Genomic DNA, 20,224 nt, shown 5'->3' with positions numbered 1-20,224 from the left:
GGCAGCCTCGCGAACGCCAAGGCCCTCAACAGCGGCACGCTCCAGAATGACGGCGGCTACCTCGTCATGACGGCCAAGAGCGCCGGCGACCTCATGAGCACTGTCGTCAACAACACGGGCGTCATCGAGGCCAAGACCCTGCACGCGAACGACAAGGGCGAGATCCTGCTCGACGGCGGCGAAAGCGGCCAGGTCGAAGTCAGCGGCACCCTCGACGCCTCCGGCAAAGAAGCAGGCCAGAGCGCAGGCAGCATCAAAGGCATCGGCCAGAAAACTGTCGTCAATGATGGAACCAATCTCTTGGCCCGCGGCGCCATCGACGGCGGCAAGATCGAAACCTCCGGCGATGTGCTGAACCTCGGCAACAATCTCAATATCGATGCCAAGGGCGAACGCGGCAAGGCAGGCGAGTGGCTGCTCGACCCGCTTAACGTGTACATTGCGGACAATGACCCGACTACAGCGTATGATGCAGCAAAGATTGATATAAAAAAATATGAGTCGGATAACAGTCTGTCTAGCAATACTTCTATTAACTATCACGATCCCACTAGTAAGGAAACGGCCGATGCATCTGCTGTAAGTTCGGCAATTACTTGGATTAAGACAAAAACCATTACAGACTTACTGAACAAAGGAACGGATGTTACCATCCAGGCTATAGCGACTAATGGTGTGGCCAATATCACGGTCAATTCTCCCATTAAAAAGGAAGCAGGAACAGATGCGACCTTTACGCTGGATGCTATGCGCAATATCACTATCAATAAAGCCATTACCTCGACTAGTGGAAAGCTGAACGTATTGTTGAATTCAGATACCGATGGCAACAAGATTGGTGCTGTTATTATCAATGCTGATATTGATACAAATGGCGGTAACTTTATTTCTTCTAGTGGCGGAAATCTTGTCTATTCTCCTAATAAAGAGAACGAAACAACAAAGGGATATGACAAAGGTTCTATTAAAAATGGAACTGGGCCGAAGTCAGATGGCTCTACTGTAGGTACCTATTTTGGTAATGTCAATGTTAATTTTGTCGCAGATGGTTCCAAGGCTGATCGTTATATTAAAACGAAAGGTGGAGATATTACCTTAAATGGTGAAGTGGCTATCGGCCTTAACGGTGGTACACTGACTTTGGATTCTAGTGGGAAAGATACGAATGGTGCCGTTAAGGTGACCGGAATCATTAATTCTGGTAATAGCTATGCTACGTATATTTACGGGACAGATGAGTGGGAAAATTTAATTAATAATTCTGGCCTTGTAGATAAATATTTGGAAGCAGGTACTGTTCCGTCCTATCATTATAAGTCTGTTAATTATGTAAAGAATCCTGATGGAAGTTATAAGGTTGATGAAAATGGAAACTATGAAACAACCACGGATTCACAAACGATTGATGGTCCTCATTACACCTATGCTGAGGCCAATACAGAAGACCCCCGTTGGACAGGGAAAGGTATAGGTTATTCGACTACTAAGGGTGACGGCTGGACAGCTGTGAAAGTCACTGAAACAAGTGTCGCGGATAGCATGATTGTCAAAGAATTCCTTGTATATTACAAGACAGCTGCTTCCGCTAACTATACAAGTAAGTATGGTTCATTTGATCCCAGTAGTTACACGGATAATACCTCTCTAGTAACTGCTTTAAAGAACGATAAGACAACTATGGGAAATGGTAAGACCATGTATGAAAACTTGAAGGCGGATATCAATGACTTGCTTTCAGTTAACTGGTTTGTTGCTAAGAACTTGGCGAAGGGGGAGAATGGTAATGGCTCTGCTGTCGGTGATACTTATTTAGCTACCCTCACAACTGTCTTGGAGAATTCTTTGACGGCTCCAAATTCTGCAACCGCTCTCTTTGTTGGTGCTAGAGGTTCAGGTGTCCTCCATAAGACTGGGGGTAATCTAGATAGAGAGAAGCAGTTGCCGTATTCCTACTATGGCTTGCCAGATGATCCGCTTTATTCGAATGGTATGTACTGGGTAACTGGCCCAGAAGGCTTAGAGAATAATGGTAAGGGTACACAGTTCTATAGTAATGTAGGATCTGACTGGAGCACTGTAACCGCCCAAAAGACTTATAACAGTGGAAGTAATATATATGGATTTGTCAACTGGCAGACTTGGCCTGTAAGTGGAGTTACCAGAACACAGCCGGATAATAGTGGTCCCTTCCTGACCGTTGGTTATGGCACCCAAAACCAGTGGGATGATATTGCTATGGCTGGCGGTTATGGTGGCGATCAGAGTGCCTGGGCTAAAGGATTTGTTCAGGAAAAGAATCTTGCCAATTCCAGCCTGAAAATCAATTCCGGCACTGGCGAAGTCAAACTGCAGGGAGATATTGGTAAATCCAAGGCTCTGGACACGGTAAGCATCGAAAGTAACAATGCAGTGACAGTAGGAACTGATAATAATAATGTTACTGATTACTATCATGGTACTATCTATGTCGACCATGGACTGTATATCTCTGGAAATGGTGTCAAAGTAGGCGGAGAAATCCATTCCGGCGAAAGCGAAGAAACGGATACTTTTACTACGCTGGAAGATAAATACAAGGATAACGCGACCATTCTTTCTTCTGGCAATATTGAAGTTCATGGCATTACCGCTAATCCTTATACCGCACGCGGGGCAACGACTGCTAATGGTGGTAAAATCAGTCTGACTTCCACTGGAGATTCCGGCAAGATTACGTTGGGGGCTGGTGTCGATTATGATGGCAATGCTACTGCTGGAACGATAGCATCTGGCAGCTCGGATAATGGCGCTGTCATCATTGATGCCCAGGGCAGCAAGGGCGCTCTGGTAAACAAAACCACCGGTACAAATGCCATTACCACCGGCGAAAAGGGCACCTGGCAGGTCTATGTCAATTCGCCCAGCGACCATGACACCAGCCTGGGCAGCAATCTGAATAGCGGTACCAATGCCCAGTGGACGGCGAAATCCGGTGCCAACAGTGTGGTCACGGCCAATGGTGCCGGCAATGCACTGACCGACTATACCGATACGAGCAGCAACAAGTTCATCTTCCAGGTAACCCCGGTGATTACCATTTCCGGCGGCTATGCTTCCAAGACCTATGGAGATACCCTGTCTGAAGAAATGATGACGGACACACTGACTTCCAAAGCGACTTATAAGGATTCCAGCGGGAATGACATTGATGTTACCAGCTTCAAAAACTTCGATGAATCCAGTTATCTGACTTATGTGACCAGTTCGGACGGAACGAAGACGGGCCTGGCTACGGTTAGCGCATCCAGTGACGGTGCTGTGCCAACAGCCACCCGGACCAGCGGAAATGAAATGGTGACAGATGCAGATGGCAATAAAACGTATAAGACGGCCAGCGATGGGAACAAAGCCTTCTACGTGATGGATGTGGCCTATCAGGATGGGGGCAAGACCATGAACGGGTATGACAAGGCGGCCAATGATGGGGAAGTGGAAATCACTCGGAAGACACTGATCATCAACACCGATGGTACCCAGACTTATGGCAACTCCAGGGTGAAGAGCGGGACGCCTTCTTACGACAAAACCCAGCTGGTGAACGGAGATACTCTGACTGATAGCGATATCAAGTATACCATTTCTACTGATGGTACTTATGCTGACAGCAAGGGTAGCAACGATACGGCCCATGTAGGCAAATATGAAGACCAATATCTGACTTCCAGTGCAGAGGTAAAGGCTAGCGATGGCAGCGATGCTTCCGCCAACTATAAGGTCACCGGTAGCGGCACCATCACTGTGAATCCAGCAGACCTTTACCTGACGGTGGGGGATGTGTCCACCACCTATGGCACGGCCTTTGATGATACCAAGTATGGCTATACGGTAGATAGCACCAAAGGCGGGCTGGTGAACGGGGATACCCAGGATGCTGTACTGGGAGATGATTTCCTCAGCTATACCAATGCCGGCAACGCCACAGATCCGGATAAGATTGCCAAAGGCGCTGTGACGCAGAACGCCGGGACATATGCACTCCAGGGAACGGCGAACAGCACCCTTGCTGATTACAATGTCCATATCACGAGCGGCACGGCCACGGTGAACAAGGCCAAACTGGCCTTGACGGTGGGAGATACCAGCACCACCTACGGATCTGATGCCTGGAGGCCCTACACTTACACACTAATCGGCAATGCCAACGGGGATACAGTGGATTCTGTAAAGGAAAACGGGATTACGGCAATATACACCAATACCGGGGCTGTCACTGATGCTGCCAGCAATGAAAAGAAGATTTACATCAAAGATGCTGACGGGAAGTATCAGCTGTTGGGAGATTTTACCCTGACCGGACAGACCGCTAAGAACTACGAAATCGAAACCAATACACCAGGCAAGGCCACAGTTGATAAAGCAACCGTCAAGGTGAAGCTTAACGACGTTTCCACTACTTACGGCACGGCTTTTGATACCGGCGCTTATGGATATGATGCCGATACGATCGAAGGCCTGACGAACGGCGATGGCTCAGACGTCGTGACGAGCGCTCTCGATGGGACGTACGGCAAGGGCGATATCACCTATATCAATACGGGCGATGCCTCGGCAGAGGAAAAACAAGCCGGCAAGGTGACCAAGACGGTGAACGGCGGGCCGTACTACCTGGAAGGATCCACGGACAAGACGCTCAAGAACTACAACATCGAGATCGAGAAGGGCAATGCCACCATCAACAAGGCTGCCCTGCATCTCACCACGGGTGACTACACGGAAGCCTATGGTGATGCCGCAGCGGTACAGTCGGAACTCGATACGGCCACGGCTGTGACCGGCAATGCGAATGGCGACGATCTGGAGGCGCTGGCTTCCCAGCTGGGCATCACGAATACGACGGACGCTCTTCTGAGCAGCGACCGCACAAATGATGTGAAATACAAGGCCGATGGAAGCCTTGACCGTTACACGATCGGCACTGCAGTGGCCAACACATCGCTGGATAATTACGATGTGGTCGTGGACTGGACGGGGACAGTCACGCTGAAGCCAGTGCCCATCACCATCACCAACGAGATGGTCCAGACGTATGGCTCGTCGGACAAGACCTTCAAGGAGGTCACGACGCCGACACTCGTCAATGGCGATGCCATCTCGACGGTTGGCCTGAGCATGACGCCGAAGGCCGGCGGCGCTTATGAGACGAACCGGGATGGACGGACTACGGCGGATGCCGGGACGTACAAGAATGACCTGGAATCGGATGGCGGCGGCATTGTCCACGAAGATGGCAGTGATGCCCGCAAGAACTACAGCGTTACGATTGAGGGCGACATCATCGTCAACAAGGCGCCGCTGGAGATCACGACGAAGGATGTCCGCGTCGACTACGGCACCGACTACGGTACGACGGTCGGCAAGACGGTCTCGTCAGTTGACGGCCTGACGAATGGCGACAAGGGCAAGGAATCGGACATCTCCTATGACTACGGCAATTACGGCGGTGGTTATATCGAGAACAACACGAAGACGAACCATGTCGGCGACTATGATTTCAAGACGACTGTCAGCAACAAGTCGGAGGATTTCCTCAAGAACTATACGATTTCGGGCGGCGATGCTACGCTGACCATCAACCCAAAGGATGTTCACTTCCATGTCGATGGCAATGGCAATACGCTCGGGGATGTGGTCTACACGGTCACGGATCCGAACAATCCGTCGAGCCCGGATCCGATCAATGGGCAGCTCGTCTATGGCGAGACGGTGACGCCGTCGTACACGCCGGACGGCCGACTGCCGAATGGTCACTACGGTGTCAGCACGTCGCTGCCGGACTATGGTCCGATTGATAGCGGCAAGGTCTACGGCAATTACCGCTATCACTATGACGGTGATATCACAGTCAATCTGCCGAGCAAGCCGGATATCGTGCCGCCGGTCAATCCGCCGGTGACGCCGGGCACGGGTACGGTGACGCCGCTGCCGGAGATGCCGGAGAACACGCCGAACACGCCGGAGAACACGACGGAGACGACGGGCCACAAGACGGTCTGGGACGGTGACCGCGACCGCGGCGGCGACCGTCCGGAGGACAAGCGCGTGGTGACGCTGCCGTTCTTCAAGGTACTGGAGGACAAGACGACGCACCGCTACGGCACCTATGATGTCGCCAAGCGCACGACGGAAGTCAAGATCGCGCCGTCGGCTCAGGTCCTGCCGGAACCGAACCAGCCTGCGACGCAGTATCGCGAGCTTGACACGGAGCTGACGACGGACAAGGGCACGGGCGAATTCACGCTCAAGTACAATGGCTCGCGCTTCACGATCCTGCCGGACGATGATGCTGCAGCGCAGCTCATCGTCGTCGGCGACGAGACGAAGAACCGCGGTCTCTTCGAGAAGGCACTCCATGTGGCCTTCACGAAGATGGGCCTCGAGGTGGCTGACCTCGACGGTGTCTACATCCATTTCGGCAAAGAATAAGCATCTTCTGGATGCTCGGGAAAGCCTTTTCCATCCCCTTGGGGATAGGGAGGGCTTTTCTTTTTCTGTAGAAAATGAATTTCCACTTGCAAAAGCAGGATTTATCTGCTATAAAAAAGAATAGATAAAGTGGCGAATTGTGGGGAAAAGTGCCAGATGTGTGGAAAGGCGGTGCAGCGGGATGTTCATGGGTGAGTATGCCCATACGATTGATGCGAAGGGACGCGTCATTCTCCCGGCTGATTTCCGCCAGGAGCTCGGTGTTTCCTTTGTCATCACGAAGGGGCTCGACAAGTGCCTTTTCCTCTACGGTCAGCAGGCATGGGAGGAGCTCGCGGCAAAATTGCGGGCCTTGCCGCTCGCGAAGCCGGAGGCGCGCGCCATCGTGCGGTTCTTCTTCTCGGGGGCGCGCACGCTCGAATGCGATAAGCAGGGGCGCTTTCTCGTGCCGGCAAATCTGCGCGCTTATGCGGACATCACGCTGCGCCAGCCTGTCGTGCTGGCCGGGGCGGACAACCGCATCGAGGTCTGGAGCAAGGAACAGTGGAGCCGCTACAACGAGGAAGTCGAGCCGGATGTGACGGCCATCGCGGCGTCGCTGGCGGAGCTCGGCATATAGAATAGGAAGCGATAGATAGATGGGGGAAGGAAACGTGGAGTTTCATCATATCAGCGTCATGCTGGAGGAGACGGTCAAGGGTCTCGTGACAAATAAAGAAGGGATCTATGTCGACTGTACTCTGGGAGGCGCTGGCCATTCCCATCGCATCGCGGAACTGCTCTCGCCTGAGGGCCGCATCATCGGTATCGATCAGGATGAGGAGGCCATCGCGGCGGCGAAGGAGCGCCTCAAGGACGTCAAGTGCCATGTCGACATCGTGCACAGCAATTTCTCGCATCTCGAGGAAATCCTCGAGGCGCAGGGGGCACCGCTCGTCGACGGCGTCGTCTTTGACCTCGGTGTCTCGTCGCACCAGATCGACACGGCGGAGCGCGGCTTCTCGTACATGCACGATGCGCCGCTCGACATGCGCATGGACCCGGAGGCGAAGTTCTCGGCGTACGATGTCGTCAACACGTACAGCGAGAAGGAGCTCGACCGCATCTTCCACGATTACGGCGAGGAGCGCTGGGGGCGCCGCATCGCGCAGTTCATCGTCAAAGAGCGCGCCATAAAGCCCATCGAGCGGACGGGCGAGCTCGTCGACATCATCTGCAAGGCGGTGCCGAAGGCGGTGCGCCAGGCGGCCAGCGGCCATCCGGCGAAGCGCATCTTCCAGGCCATCCGCATCGAGGTCAACGACGAGCTCGGCATCCTCGAGAAGGCGTTCCGCACGGCGGTGCATCACCTGAAGCCGGGCGGGCGCATCGCGATCATCACCTTCCACTCGCTGGAGGACCGCATCGCGAAGCAGACGCTCAAGGAGATGGCGCGCGGCTGCATCTGCCCGCCGGAGCTGCCGGTCTGCGTCTGCCACCATAGGCCGGAGATCCGCTTGCTCGGCAAGCCGAAGCAGGCGACGGCCGCTGAGCTCGCGCACAACTCGCGCTCGAAGAGTGCCAAATTGCGCATCGCGGAGAAACTGGACACAGCGGATGATCAGGAAGAGACGAGAAAGGAGGCGCGCTGATGCTGGCAAGACAGGAAAGACAGGACGAATCGTATCAGGAGGTCCCCGTGCATCAGGCGGAGGAGCACAAGCCGGAGCGTCAGGAGATGTTCGTGCACCGCGTGCTCAACACGTCGCTGCGCTCTCATTTCCAGGTGCTCTTCATCGTCACGGCACTGCTCGCGATGCTCGTGACGATCGGCAGCGGCATCAGTGCGAGCCGCGGCTACACGCTCGTCGAGACGCAGAGCGAGGCCACTCGCATCGAGCAGGAGAATGAACGGCTCAATGTGGAGATCGCGAAGCTCAAGAACCCGGAGCGCATCAAGGCAATCGCGGAGAGCCAGCTTGGCATGCAGGTCCCGAAGAAGACGTATTTTTCGCATGAAAGTAAATAAGATGGAAAAGAGGCTGCAAATCGAACGAGCAGCTTCTTTTGTGTTTGCAGGACGCATGGATACGGTTTATAATAGGTAACGGCCCGCGGCGGCATGACCGCAGGCGGAGCCTTGGGGAGGAAATACAATGAAAACTATCGGTCAGCTGGCAGATCTCTTGGAGGATGCTGTCATCATCGGAAATCGCGATACGGTCATCACGGGCATCGAGCACGATTCGCGCAAGGTGCAGCAGGGCACGCTCTTCGTCTGCATCCCGGGCGTCCACGTTGACGGCCACAAGTTCATCCCGCAGGCTGTCGCGGCGGGTGCAAGCGCCATCGTGACGACGCGCGAGGATGTCGAGGTGCCGCAGGGCATCGCGGTGCTGCGCGTCAAGGAGCTGCAGCCGGCGCTCGACACGATCGTGCCGTACTTCCACGACTACCCGGCGCGCAAGATGCGCGTCGTGGGCATCACGGGCACGAACGGCAAGACGACGACGAGCTACATCACGCGCGCCATCCTGCGCAAGGCAGGCTATAAGGTCGGCCTCATTGGCACGATCCAGATCATGATCGAGGATGAGGTGCTGCCAATCCACAATACGACGCCGGATGTCGTCGAGCTGCAGCACACGCTGGCGATGATGCGCGACAAGGGCATGGACTACGTCGTCATGGAAGTCTCGTCGCACGCGCTCGACCAGAACCGCGTAGCGGGCATCGAGTTTGACACGGCTGTCTTCACGAATCTCACGCAGGATCACCTCGACTACCACAAGACGCTCGAGAACTACATGCTCGCGAAGGCGAAGCTCTTCGACCATGTGTCGGAGCAGGGCTGCAAGCAGGGCAAGACGGCTGTCGTCAACATCGACGATGCGGCCAGTGCGACGATGCTCGCGCACGCGAAGTGCGATCACCTGACGTACGCCATCGAGAAGGAAGCCGACCTGCGCGCGACGGACATCCTCGTCCACGCGAACGGCGCGGAGTTCGTGCTCCATCACGAGAGCTTCGGCGAGATGAAACTCTCGCTCCACATAACGGGCATCTTCAATGTCTACAATGTCATGAGCGCCGTCGGCGCGGCTCTTTCTGAGCACATCGACGCATCCGTCATCAAGGAGGCGCTCGAGGCCTTCACGGCAGTGCCGGGCCGCTTCGAGCTCGTCAAGGCTGGCCAGGACTTCTCCATCATCGTCGACTACGCGCACACGCCGGACGGCGTCGAGAATGTCCTCAAGACGGCGCGCAAGATCGCGAAGCGGCGCATCATTGCTGTCTTCGGCTGCGGCGGCGACCGCGACCGCACGAAGCGCCCAATCATGGGACGCCTTGCGGCGGAGCTCGCCGATGTCGTCATCGCGACGTCGGACAACCCGCGCACGGAGGACCCGGCGTTCATCCTCTCGCAGGTCGAGGAGGGTGTCGAGGAGGCCATCGGCACGAAGCACCATGAGCTCATCGTGGACCGCCGCCAGGCCATCTACCGCGCTGTCGAGATGGCGGAGAAGGACGATATCGTCGTCATCCTCGGCAAGGGTCACGAGAACTATCAGATCCTCAAGGACAAGACGATCCACTTCGACGATAAGGAAGAGGCCCGCGCAGCTGTCGCTGCCAAGATGGCCGAGAAGAATTGACGAGATTACAGAGTTGCAGAGTTGCAGGAGGGAGTTTTCCGATGCCAGCATTTACGCTTGATGAGGTCCGCGAAGCGACGGGGGCACAGCTCTACAAGATGGAGCATGAAGAGTTCACGGATATCGTGACGGATACACGCAAGATCACGCCGGGAGTCCTGTTCCTCGCCTTCAAGGGCGAGCGCTTCAACGGCGAGGATTTTGTGCGCGATGCGGTCGAGAAGGGTGCGAGCGGCGTCATGGTCAGCACGGGCTGCCCGAAGGAGCAGCTGGCCGGCCTCAAGACGACGGTGCTCATCGCACCGGACACGCTTGCGGCCTATCAGCAGCTCGCGCACGCCTGGCGCATGCGCTTCTCGCTGCCGGTCGTGGCGATCACTGGCTCGAATGGCAAGACGACGACGAAGGACCTCACGGCTGCGGTGCTCTCGGCGCGCGGCCCTGTCCTCAAGACGCAGGCCAACTACAACAATGAGATCGGCCTGCCGCTGACGCTCCTGGGCCTGCGCAAGGAGCACACGGCTGCTGTCGTCGAGATCGGCATGCGCGGCCTGCACCAGATTGAGGCCATGGCGCCGATCGCGGCGCCGTCTGTCGGCATCGTGACAAATGTCGGCGAGACGCATATGGAGCTCCTCGGTTCCATCGAGAACATCGCGAAGGCGAAGTCGGAGATGGTCGAGGCCATTCCCGCGGGCGGCGCGGTCGTCCTCAATGCGGACAACCCGTACGTCGCGGCGATGCGCTCGAAGGCGAAGGAGGGCGTGCGTGTCCTGACGTTCGGCATCGAGAATGAGGCCGATGTGCGCGCCAGGGATATCGAGACGGTCGGCGGCCATGAGACGCGCTTCACGCTCGACTGGAAGGGACGTGAGCAGACGTTTGTGTTTGCGATGGTCGGCCGCCACAATGTCTACAATGCGCTCGCAGCTATCGCGGCCGGCTTCGCGCTCGGCCTGACGCCTGCGGAGGCGGCCACCGGCCTGCGCAACCTCAAGGCGACGAAGATGCGCTTCGAGGTGCAGGATGTCAAGATGTACCATGTCGTCAACGATGCCTACAACGCAAGCCCGATGTCGATGAAGGCGGCCATCGAGACGCTCTCGGAGCTGACGAAAGGACGCAAGATCGCCGTCATGGGTGACATGCTCGAGCTCGGCAGCGTCTCGGAGGAGGCGCACCGCGAGGTCGGCCGTGAGCTCGCCGAGCACGGCTTTGCTGCCGTCGTCACGCGCGGCCAGATGGGCGCCTTCATCGCGGACGGCGCGGAGGCGGGCGGCGTGCCGCAGGTGTTCCGCGCAGATTCGCACGAGGCGGCAGCCGACTACCTGCACAAGATCCTCGAGCCGGGCGACACGATCCTCTTCAAGGGCTCGCGCGGCATGCAGATGGAAAAGATCATCGACCTGCTCTGAGCACTGGCTTGAGTGGGAAATCATAAAGAGAGTGGAGACGTTAGAACTTGGATAAGATACTTCTTGCGGCCATCTTTGCCGCCGGCCTCGTGCTCTGCACAGGGCCGTTACTGATTCCGGAGCTGCACAAGCTCAAGTTCGGACAGAGCATCCGTGAAGAAGGGCCGAAGAGCCATCAGGCCAAGAGTGGCACGCCGACGATGGGCGGCATCATGATCATCCTGGCCATCGTGATCGCGACGGTGGCGGCGGCGCCGCTGACGCCGGCTGTCCTGCTGGCCCTCTTCATCACGCTCGGCCATTTCGTGCTGGGCTTCCTCGACGACTACATCAAGGTCGTCAAGAAACGCAACCTCGGCCTCAAGGCGAAGCAGAAGATGCTCGGCCAGATCCTCATCGCCATCGTGACGATGATCGTCGGCACGCGCGTGCTCGGCATCGACACGACAATCTGGATCCCGATTGCCGACATCAATCTCGACATCGGCGTCGGCTACTACTTCCTCGTGCTCTTCGTGCTCGTCGGCACGAGCAATGCCGTCAATCTGACGGACGGCCTCGACGGCCTGGCTTCAGGCACGGTGGCCATCGCCTCGGGCGCCTATGCGCTCGTCTGCTATATGACGGGCCACTTTGACCTCGCAATCTTCTGCGTGGCCATGATGATGGCCTGCCTGGCCTTCCTGCGCTTCAATGCCCACCCGGCCAAGGTCTTCATGGGCGATACGGGCTCGCTGGCACTCGGCGGCGCGATTGCGGCTGTCGGCATCCTGACGCATACGGAGATCCTGCTCGCGGTCATCGGCTTCGTCTTCGTCTGCGAGGCGCTCTCGGTCATCATCCAGGTCATCTCGTTCAAGACGACGGGCAAGCGCGTCTTCCGCATGAGTCCTATACACCATCACTTCGAGCTCGGCGGCTGGAAGGAGACGAAGGTCGTCTTTGTCTTCTGGATGGTCGGACTTGTCGCGAGCGTCGTCGGACTGCTGATGATGCCGTAACGGGATGTAAAGTCGGATTTTCTTGTATAGTCGGGAGGACTTGTCATGGAGTTGGATTGGAAGCAGAAGAACGTACTGGTCATTGGCGCGGGCGTCAGCGGCTTTGCCGCGGCGAAGCTCGCCCGCCGCTTTGGCGCAGCGGTCACGCTGAGCGACGCAAAGACGGAAGAGGAGCTCGAGAAGCTCGGCGATAACTTCTCGAAGCTGCGCGAGCTCGGCGTCGCGCTCGCCTTCGGCCCGCAGCAGGAGAGCCTGCTCGAGGGCGTGGATACGATTATCGTCTCGCCGGCCGTGCCGGTGCGCATCCCGCTCATCCAGGCGGCCTACGCGAAGGGCATCCGCATCATGAGCGAGGTGGAGCTCGCCTATGACATTGCGGAGTCGCCAATCTGCGCGGTGACGGGCACGAACGGCAAGACGACGACGACGACGCTGCTCGGACTCTTGCTCGAGACGCATTACGACAAGGTCGGCGTCGGCGGCAACATCGGTGTGCCGCTGTCGGAGGAGGCCCTGCGCATCGGCAAGGGCGGCTGCATCGCGGCGGAGATCTCGAGCTACCAGATGGAGGCGACGGAGCACTTCCACCCGCACGTCTCGGCGCTGCTCAATGTGACGCCGGACCACATCGTGCGCCACGGCTCGATGGAGGTCTACCAGGCCATGAAGGAGCGCATCTTCCGCGAGGAGACGGGGGACGATTACGTCGTCCTCAACTACGACGACGAGAAGACGCGCGGCATGAAGGCGCGCACGCAGGCGCAGGTCTGCTACTTCAGCCGCCGGGAAGAACTCGAGGAGGGCGTCTTTGTGCGCGGCAGCGTGCGTGACGGCCTCATCGTCATCCGCTGGCAGGGTGAGGAGCATGAGCTCTGCCGCACGGATGAGCTCGGCATCAAGGGACCGCACAATGTCGAGAATGCCCTCGCGGCCATCGCCGTGGCCTTCTTCGCCGGCTGTGAGCCCGCGCTGATGGTCCCCGTGCTCAAGTCGTTCCGCGGTGTCGAGCACCGCATCGAGTACGTGACGACGATTGACGGCGTGCCGTATTACAACGACTCGAAGGCGACGAATACGGACTCGGCCATCAAGGCGCTCGAGACGTTCGACGGCCACATCGTCCTGCTGGCGGGCGGCGACGACAAGATGACGGACCTCACGGATTTCATGAAGCTCGTCTGCGAGCGCGTTGACGCACTGGTCCTCATCGGCCGCGCAGCCGCGCGCTTCTACGGGGCCGCTGTCGAGAATGGCTTCCCTGAGGAGCGGATCTATGCGGCCGGCTACTCGATGCGCAAGGCCGTAGAAATCGCGCATGCGCTGGCCAAGGAGCCGGGCGTCGTGCTGCTCTCGCCGGCCTGCGCGAGCTTCGACATGTACCACAACATGGCGGAGCGCGGCCGCGACTTCAAGCATCTCGTCCATGAATTAGAACAGCAGAAGTGACTCGACGGGAGGATTTCTCATCTTGAATATCATTGTTTCAGGCGGCGGCACGGGCGGCCATATCTACCCGGCCATCACCATCATCCGGACTATCCAGCAGAAGGTGCCCGACGCGAGATTCCTCTACGTCGGCACGAAGCGCGGCCTCGAGGCTGACATCATCCCCAAGGAAGGACTGCCCTTCACGACAGTCGACATCCAGGGGTTCGAGCGCCATCTGACGGCCGACAACATCCTGCGCGCCGGCCGCGCGATGGTCGGCGTGGCCAAGGCCACGCGCATCGTCCACAAGTTCAAGCCGGACGTCGTCATCGGCACGGGCGGCTACGTCTGCGGGCCTATCCTGCTCGCGGCCAGCCTCATGCACATCCCGACGCTCATACAGGAGCAGAATGTCGTGCCGGGCATCACCAACAAGATACTCTCGAAGTTCGTGACGAAGATCGCGGCGGGCACGGAAGAGGCCATGAAGCACTTCCCGGCCGATAAGGTCGTCTTCACGGGTAACCCGATCCGCAGCGAAGTGCTCTCGGCACAGCGCGAGCAGGGCGCGGCGTCTTTCGGCCTCGACCCGAAGAAGCTGACGGTCCTCGTCTCGGGCGGCAGCCGCGGTGCGCGCGCCATCAACCTCGCGATGATCGGCGTCATCAAGACTGCGGCAGCGCATCCAGAGGTGCAATTCCTGCATGTGACGGGCAAGCGCGGCTACGAGCCGGTGCTCAAGGGGCTCGAGGAGGCCGGTGTCGACCTTGCCGCCTGCCCGCACATCCTCGTCAAGCCGTACCTCTACAACATGCCGCAGGCGATGGCGATGGCGGACCTCGCCATCTTCCGCGCCGGCGCGACGGGCCTTGCTGAGCTCACGGCGCGCGGCATCCCGGCCATCCTGATCCCGTATCCCTATGCGGCGGAGAACCACCAGGAGCACAATGCGCGCGCGCTCGAGGAAGCAGGGGCGGCGCGCATGATCCTCGACCGGGAACTGACGCCGGAGCGCCTGAGTTCTGTGCTCACCGAGCTCTTGAGCGAGCCCGACAAGCTTCAGGCGATGGCGAAGGCCAGCCGCGCGATGGGGCGTCCGCAGGCGGCCAGCGATATTGCAGACCTCGTCCTCGATATCGCCAAGAAATAAAGAACAGATGGAACAAAGGGAAAAGGTGATTGGAGTGCATAAAGAGCTCAAAGAGCTGAAAGGCATCAAGAAGATTCATTTCGTGGGCATCGGCGGCGCCGGCATGAGCCCGCTGGCCAAGATGATGGTCGAGCTCGGCTATGAGGTGTCGGGTTCGGATCGCGAGGATTCGGGCATCATCGAGAAGCTGCGCCAGATGGGGGCGAAGATCACGCTGGGCGGCCAGAAGGCGGAGAATGTCCGCGGCGTCGACGCCATCGTCGTCTCGACGGCCATCCCGTTCGACAATCCGGAAGTCCTGGCGGCCAAGGACCTCGGCATCACGAAGCTGCACCGCTCGGACATCAATGCGGCCCTCGTCAACGAGTACAAGGGCATCGCGGTTGCCGGCGCGCACGGCAAGACGACGACGACCTCAATGCTCGGCGTCGCGCTGACGCACGCGGGCGTCTCGCCGTCCGTCGTCGTCGGCGGCGAAGTCCCCGACCTCGGCACGAATGCCGAGCTCGGCACGAGCGATTACCTCGTGTCGGAGGCGGATGAGAGCGACGGTTCCTTCCTCAAGCTCCACCCGCACATTGCCGTCGTGACGAATGTCGAAGACGACCACATGGACCACTACGGCACGATGGAGAACATCATCAAGGCCTTCACGCAGTTCATCCAGAATGTCGACAAGGAGACGGGCTACGCTGTCATCTGCTTCGACAACGAGAACCTGCGCACGATGGCCAAGAATCTCGACCGCAAGTACATCACCTACGCTATCGACCATGAGGCCGACTACCGCGCGAAGAACATCACGCACAGCGGCATGGGCATCTCGTTCGATGTCTTCCACGGCGAGGAAGAGCTCGGCCACGTCAATCTCAACATCCCGGGCCGCCACAATGTCCTCGACGCGATGGCCTGCATCGTCACGGGCCTCTCGATCGGTGTGAGCTTCGAGAAGATGGCGGCGGGCCTCGCGGCCTTCCACGGTGCCAAGCGCCGCTTCCAGACGAAGGGCCGCGCAAATGGCATCTGGATCGTCGACGACTACGCGCACCATCCGACGGAGATCGCCGCGACGCTCAAGGCCGCCAAGGAGACGAGCCCGAAGCGCCTGATCTGCGTCTTCCAGCCGCATCGCTACTCGCGCACGCAGCTCCTGCACGAGGAGTTCGGCAAGGCATTCGTCTCGGCTGACGTCCTCGTGCTTACTGATGTCTACGCCGCAGGCGAAGCGCCCATCCCGGGCATCAGCGGCCAGACGATCGTCGACGAGGTCAAGCGCCAGTCGGGCCAGCATGTCGTCTACGAGCCGGCGCGCGAGAAGCTCGCCGCCTATCTCAAGGACTTCGTGCAGCCGGGCGACCTCGTCATCACGATGGGCGCCGGCGACATCTACAAGACGGGCGAGGAGCTCGTCGCGCTGCTGCAGGCTGAGTGAAAAAGCGCTGTAGAGCAGATAGGCGTCAAAGATAAGATGTCAAGGATAAGATAAAGAGGATAAAGGAGAAATTTTCATCATGAACCAGGATAAGATCGTCGTCGTCATGGGTGGTCCGTCTACGGAGGCAGAGATCTCGCGCCAGACGGGGGCGGCCATCCTCAAGGCATTGCAGTCGAAGGGCTACAATGCAGAGGGCATGGAGCTCAATCCGCCGACGTTTGCCGAGGATATCAAGAAGAGCGGCTGCGCGATCGTATTCAATGCGCTGCATGGCAAGTTCGGCGAGGACGGCGTCCTGCAGGGCACGCTCGACATGCTCGGCATCCCGTACACGGGCTCGGGCGTCCTCGCTGCTGCTGTCACGATGGACAAGGCAGCTTCGAAGCGCGTCTTCGTTGCCGAAGGTATCTCGACGCCGCGCTCGCACACATACCACCGCTATGAGATGAAGCGCGATCTCGCCGCCGAGATCGAGCAGGGCTTCTCGCTGCCGGTCGTCGTCAAGGCCGCTTCGCAAGGCTCGAGCATCGGCGTCTACATCGTCGAGACGAAGGAGGCGCTCGCCGACGCACTCAAGGAAGCCTTCTCCTACAACGACGAGGTCCTCATCGAGGAGTTCATCCGCGGCAAGGAGCTCACGGTAGCCGTCTGGGGCAACGAGGAGAAGAAAGAGGCTTTCCCAATCATCGAGATTACGACGGCTTCCGGCCGCTACGATTACGAGAGCAAGTACACGAAGGGCGCTTCGACGCACATCATCCCAGCCCGCGTCTCGGACGAGAAGACGAAGGAGATCCAGGCGCTCGCCATCAAGACGTTCACGGCCTGCGGTTGCAAGGGTGTTGCCCGCGTCGATATGATGCTCAGCGAGGACGGCACGCCGTACGTCATCGAGGTCAACTCGGTGCCGGGCATGACGGAACTCTCGCTCGTGCCAGATGCCGGCCGCGCGATGGGCGTGGAGTTCCCGGAGCTCTGCGAGCGCATCCTCGAGATGGCTGGTTTCCAGAAGTGAGATTGCCAAGTGAGATCGCTGATCTCGCTTTGATCTACTGATTTGCTGCGCCGGACTCTGGCATCGTCCGGCGCTTTTTTGTACAGGGGGAGAGAGATTGAAGGAGCAAGAGCAGAAAAAACATCGCAGCGGCAGGCGGCTTTTTAAGGGACTCCTGTTCCTGGCGGCCTGCGGCCTCGTCATGGCCATCGTGGTCTACACGCCAATCTTCACGCTGCAGCGCGTGGAAGTCAGCGGCATATCGTATCTGACAAGGGAGCAGGTCCTTGAGATTGGGCGCATCCACACGGGCGAGCCGCTCTTCCAGCTGCAGACGGATGCCGTGGCGCAGAACCTCATGCACGACCTGCGCATCGAGTCGGCCGTCGTGCGGCGCCGCCTGCCGGACCGCCTCGAGATCGAGGTCGTTGAGCGCAAGCCGGTCGCGACAGTCGCCTGTGACTACGGGTACCTGGACCTCGACCACAATGGCAAGATCATCGCGGCTTACCGCGCGCTGCACAGCGTGCCGATCCCTCTGATCACGGGCATGGAAGTCAAGGGGCTCTACCTCGGTGATGAGGTCAAGGATGAGAATGTCAAGAAGGTGCTCTACTTCCTGAGCCAGATTGACACAGAGGCACTCAATCAGATTTCAGAGGTCAACATCGCCAATCCCGATGGCGTCGTCGCCTATGCGAACAGCTCCGTCCAGATCCGGCTCGGCAAGCTCGACAGGCTCGACGAGAAGGCAGTCCTCACGGCTGACTTCGTCAAATCGCTCAAGACGAGCCGCCATGCCATCGATTACGTCGATTTCAGCTACGAGGCACCGTTCATCAAGCTCAAGGGATTCGATCCGAATCTCGAGAAAGAGGAGGGCAAGCCTTGAGCGAAATTTTTCACTTTGCCTATGGAAATCCGTATAGAATGATGGTAAACTGATAAAGGTATCTTTTTTTCAAGAAACAGGCATCCAGAGGATGCCGGACAATATACAGAATATGATATCGTATTCATAGATGATGGGGGTTAAGGCAGTGTTTGAACTGGATGACAATGGGCTCGATCAGTTAGCCAAAATAAAAGTAATCGGTGTAGGCGGCGGCGGCAGCAATGCCGTCAACCGCATGATTAATCTCGGACTGCAGGGTGTGGAATTCATTGCCGTCAATACAGATGCGCAGGCCCTGCTCAAATCCCTGGCTCCGAAGCGCATGCAGATCGGCGAGAAGCTCACGCGCGGCCTTGGCGCCGGCGCACAGCCGGAGATTGGCCAGAAGGCCGCTGAGGAGAGCCGCGACGATATCCTCGACACACTGCGCGGCGCAGACATGGTATTCGTGACGGCCGGCATGGGCGGCGGCACGGGCACTGGTGCCGCACCCGTCGTGGCGGAGTGCGCCCGTGAGATCGGCGCGCTGACGGTCGGCGTCGTGACACGTCCGTTCTCGTTCGAGGGCATGAAGCGCCGCCGCAATGCGGAGCTCGGCATTGAGAACCTCAAGAAGCACGTCGATACGATCATCACGATCCCGAACGACCGTCTCATGCAGGTCGTCGACAAGAAGACGCCAATCACGCAGGCGTTCAGCATCGCTGATGATGTCCTGCGCCAGGGCGTCAAGGGCATCTCGGATCTCATCGCCCTGCCGGGCCTCATCAACCTCGACTTTGCTGATGTCAAGAGCATCATGAGCAATGCGGGGTCTGCTCTGATGGGCATTGGCGAGGCTTCGGGCGAGAATGCCGCTGTAGAGGCCGCCAAGGCTGCCATCGCTTCGCCGCTGCTCGAGACGAGCATCGACGGTGCGCGCGGTGTCCTGCTCAATGTGACGGGCGCAGAAGAGAACCTCAGCATGTTCGAGGTCACGGAGGCATCGGAGGCCATCGAGAAGGCTGCAGACTCGCAGGCTAACATCATCTGGGGTGCATCCATCGACGACTCGATGGGCGATACGGTGCGCGTCACCGTCATCGCCACGGGCTTTGACGCGCCGGAGGAGACGGTCGGCATCCCCGAGTTCAAGCCACAGCAGAAGGCAGAGAATCAGGCGCCAGCACAGCAGCAGGCCCCTGCCCAGCAGCCTGCACAGGATCCGTCTGTCGGCAGCACGGTCGGCACAGACAGCTTCATCGACATTCCTGTCTGGATGCGCAGAAAATAAAATAAAAAGGTGTTGACAAGTGCGTAGAGAGTCGCTATAATAATACTTGTTCTTGACGCACTTGTTGAGACATGGGTAGGTGCCCGAGTGGTTAAAGGGAACAGACTGTAAATCTGTCATCTTCGGATTACGATGGTTCGAATCCATCCCTGCCCACCATTTATGGCGGCATAGCTCAGTTGGCTAGAGCATGCGGTTCATACCCGCAGTGTCCGGAGTTCAAATCTCTGTGCCGCCACCAATAGCCAATATGACGCATCGAGTAATCGGTGCGTTTTTGTTTTACTGCAGGAGCTCAAAAAACTTTGCAGTTTTTGAGGAAAAGGTGTTGACAAATGCACCATCATCCTGTAATATAATACAAGTCGCCGCGAGACATCGGCCTGGCAAGAAAATACTCCTTGATTGGAAGCGCCTTGCTGGAGCAGATGACTCAGACAAAAAAGAAAAATAAAAAAGTTCTTGACAGTCTGAAAGAGATGCGGTACAATAAATGAGTCGCTTGAAGCGAGAGCTTCGAAAGACAAAGTTGTTCT

13 protein-coding genes and 2 tRNA genes are annotated in these 20,224 nt (G+C 57.9%); all 15 read left to right on the top strand.

What is annotated here, in order from left to right; all coding sequences use genetic code 11:
- Positions 1-66: 66 nt before the first annotated feature.
- Positions 67-6,462 (top strand): beta strand repeat-containing protein, encoded by a 6,396-nt coding sequence (locus B2X55_RS10505; protein WP_286822081.1) that lies wholly within the window; start codon positions 67-69, stop codon positions 6,460-6,462.
- 181 nt (positions 6,463-6,643) lie between these two features.
- A complete protein-coding gene (gene mraZ, locus B2X55_RS10500) occupies positions 6,644-7,081 on the top strand; it encodes a division/cell wall cluster transcriptional repressor MraZ (RefSeq protein WP_036378560.1) in 438 nt (145 codons plus the stop codon).
- Between the two features lie 34 nt (positions 7,082-7,115).
- Entirely contained in the window at positions 7,116-8,093 is a 978-nt protein-coding gene (rsmH, locus tag B2X55_RS10495; protein ID WP_279181974.1) for a 16S rRNA (cytosine(1402)-N(4))-methyltransferase RsmH, read from the top strand.
- On the top strand, positions 8,093-8,470 hold the full coding sequence (locus tag B2X55_RS10490) for a cell division protein FtsL (protein WP_226868425.1): 378 nt from the start codon (positions 8,093-8,095) through the stop codon (positions 8,468-8,470). Before rsmH ends, B2X55_RS10490 begins: the two co-directional genes overlap by 1 nt.
- Positions 8,471-8,597: 127 nt before the next feature.
- Complete coding sequence (locus tag B2X55_RS10485) at positions 8,598-10,097, top strand: UDP-N-acetylmuramoyl-L-alanyl-D-glutamate--2,6-diaminopimelate ligase (protein WP_286822080.1); 1,500 nt, start codon at positions 8,598-8,600, stop codon at positions 10,095-10,097.
- 41 nt (positions 10,098-10,138) lie between these two features.
- A complete protein-coding gene (locus B2X55_RS10480; RefSeq protein WP_286822079.1) occupies positions 10,139-11,512 on the top strand; it encodes a UDP-N-acetylmuramoyl-tripeptide--D-alanyl-D-alanine ligase in 1,374 nt (457 codons plus the stop codon).
- Positions 11,513-11,559: 47 nt separating this feature from the next.
- The gene (mraY, locus tag B2X55_RS10475; protein ID WP_226868428.1) at positions 11,560-12,513 is read left to right on the top strand and encodes a phospho-N-acetylmuramoyl-pentapeptide-transferase; all 954 of its coding nucleotides are present in this window, start codon (positions 11,560-11,562) and stop codon (positions 12,511-12,513) included.
- A 51-nt stretch (positions 12,514-12,564) separates the two neighbouring features.
- A complete protein-coding gene (gene murD, locus B2X55_RS10470; protein WP_286822118.1) occupies positions 12,565-13,959 on the top strand; it encodes a UDP-N-acetylmuramoyl-L-alanine--D-glutamate ligase in 1,395 nt (464 codons plus the stop codon).
- A gap of 22 nt (positions 13,960-13,981) precedes the next feature.
- Complete coding sequence (murG, locus tag B2X55_RS10465) at positions 13,982-15,091, top strand: undecaprenyldiphospho-muramoylpentapeptide beta-N-acetylglucosaminyltransferase (protein WP_278823216.1); 1,110 nt, start codon at positions 13,982-13,984, stop codon at positions 15,089-15,091.
- Positions 15,092-15,116: 25 nt separating this feature from the next.
- On the top strand, positions 15,117-16,523 hold the full coding sequence (murC, locus tag B2X55_RS10855) for a UDP-N-acetylmuramate--L-alanine ligase (protein WP_349678255.1): 1,407 nt from the start codon (positions 15,117-15,119) through the stop codon (positions 16,521-16,523).
- Between the two features lie 79 nt (positions 16,524-16,602).
- Positions 16,603-17,541 carry a D-alanine--D-alanine ligase family protein gene (locus tag B2X55_RS10850; protein ID WP_349678254.1) on the top strand — a complete coding sequence of 313 codons (939 nt, stop codon included), beginning with the start codon at positions 16,603-16,605 and terminating at the stop codon, positions 17,539-17,541.
- Positions 17,542-17,638: 97 nt separating this feature from the next.
- On the top strand, positions 17,639-18,412 hold the full coding sequence (locus B2X55_RS10455; protein ID WP_270528772.1) for a cell division protein FtsQ/DivIB: 774 nt from the start codon (positions 17,639-17,641) through the stop codon (positions 18,410-18,412).
- 148 nt (positions 18,413-18,560) lie between these two features.
- Complete coding sequence (ftsZ, locus tag B2X55_RS10450) at positions 18,561-19,688, top strand: cell division protein FtsZ (protein ID WP_286822078.1); 1,128 nt, start codon at positions 18,561-18,563, stop codon at positions 19,686-19,688.
- Between the two features lie 73 nt (positions 19,689-19,761).
- Positions 19,762-19,847, top strand: a tRNA-Tyr gene (locus B2X55_RS10445).
- 5 nt (positions 19,848-19,852) lie between these two features.
- Positions 19,853-19,929, top strand: a tRNA-Met gene (locus B2X55_RS10440).
- Positions 19,930-20,224: the final 295 nt, after the last annotated feature.

It is taken from the genome of Mitsuokella sp. UBA4253 (genome assembly GCF_002395285.1).
GTDB classification, from domain to species: domain Bacteria; phylum Bacillota; class Negativicutes; order Selenomonadales; family Selenomonadaceae; genus Mitsuokella; species Mitsuokella jalaludinii.
The sequence above is the reverse complement of the archived record's forward strand: the minus strand, read 5'-3'. Positions and strand labels throughout refer to the sequence as shown.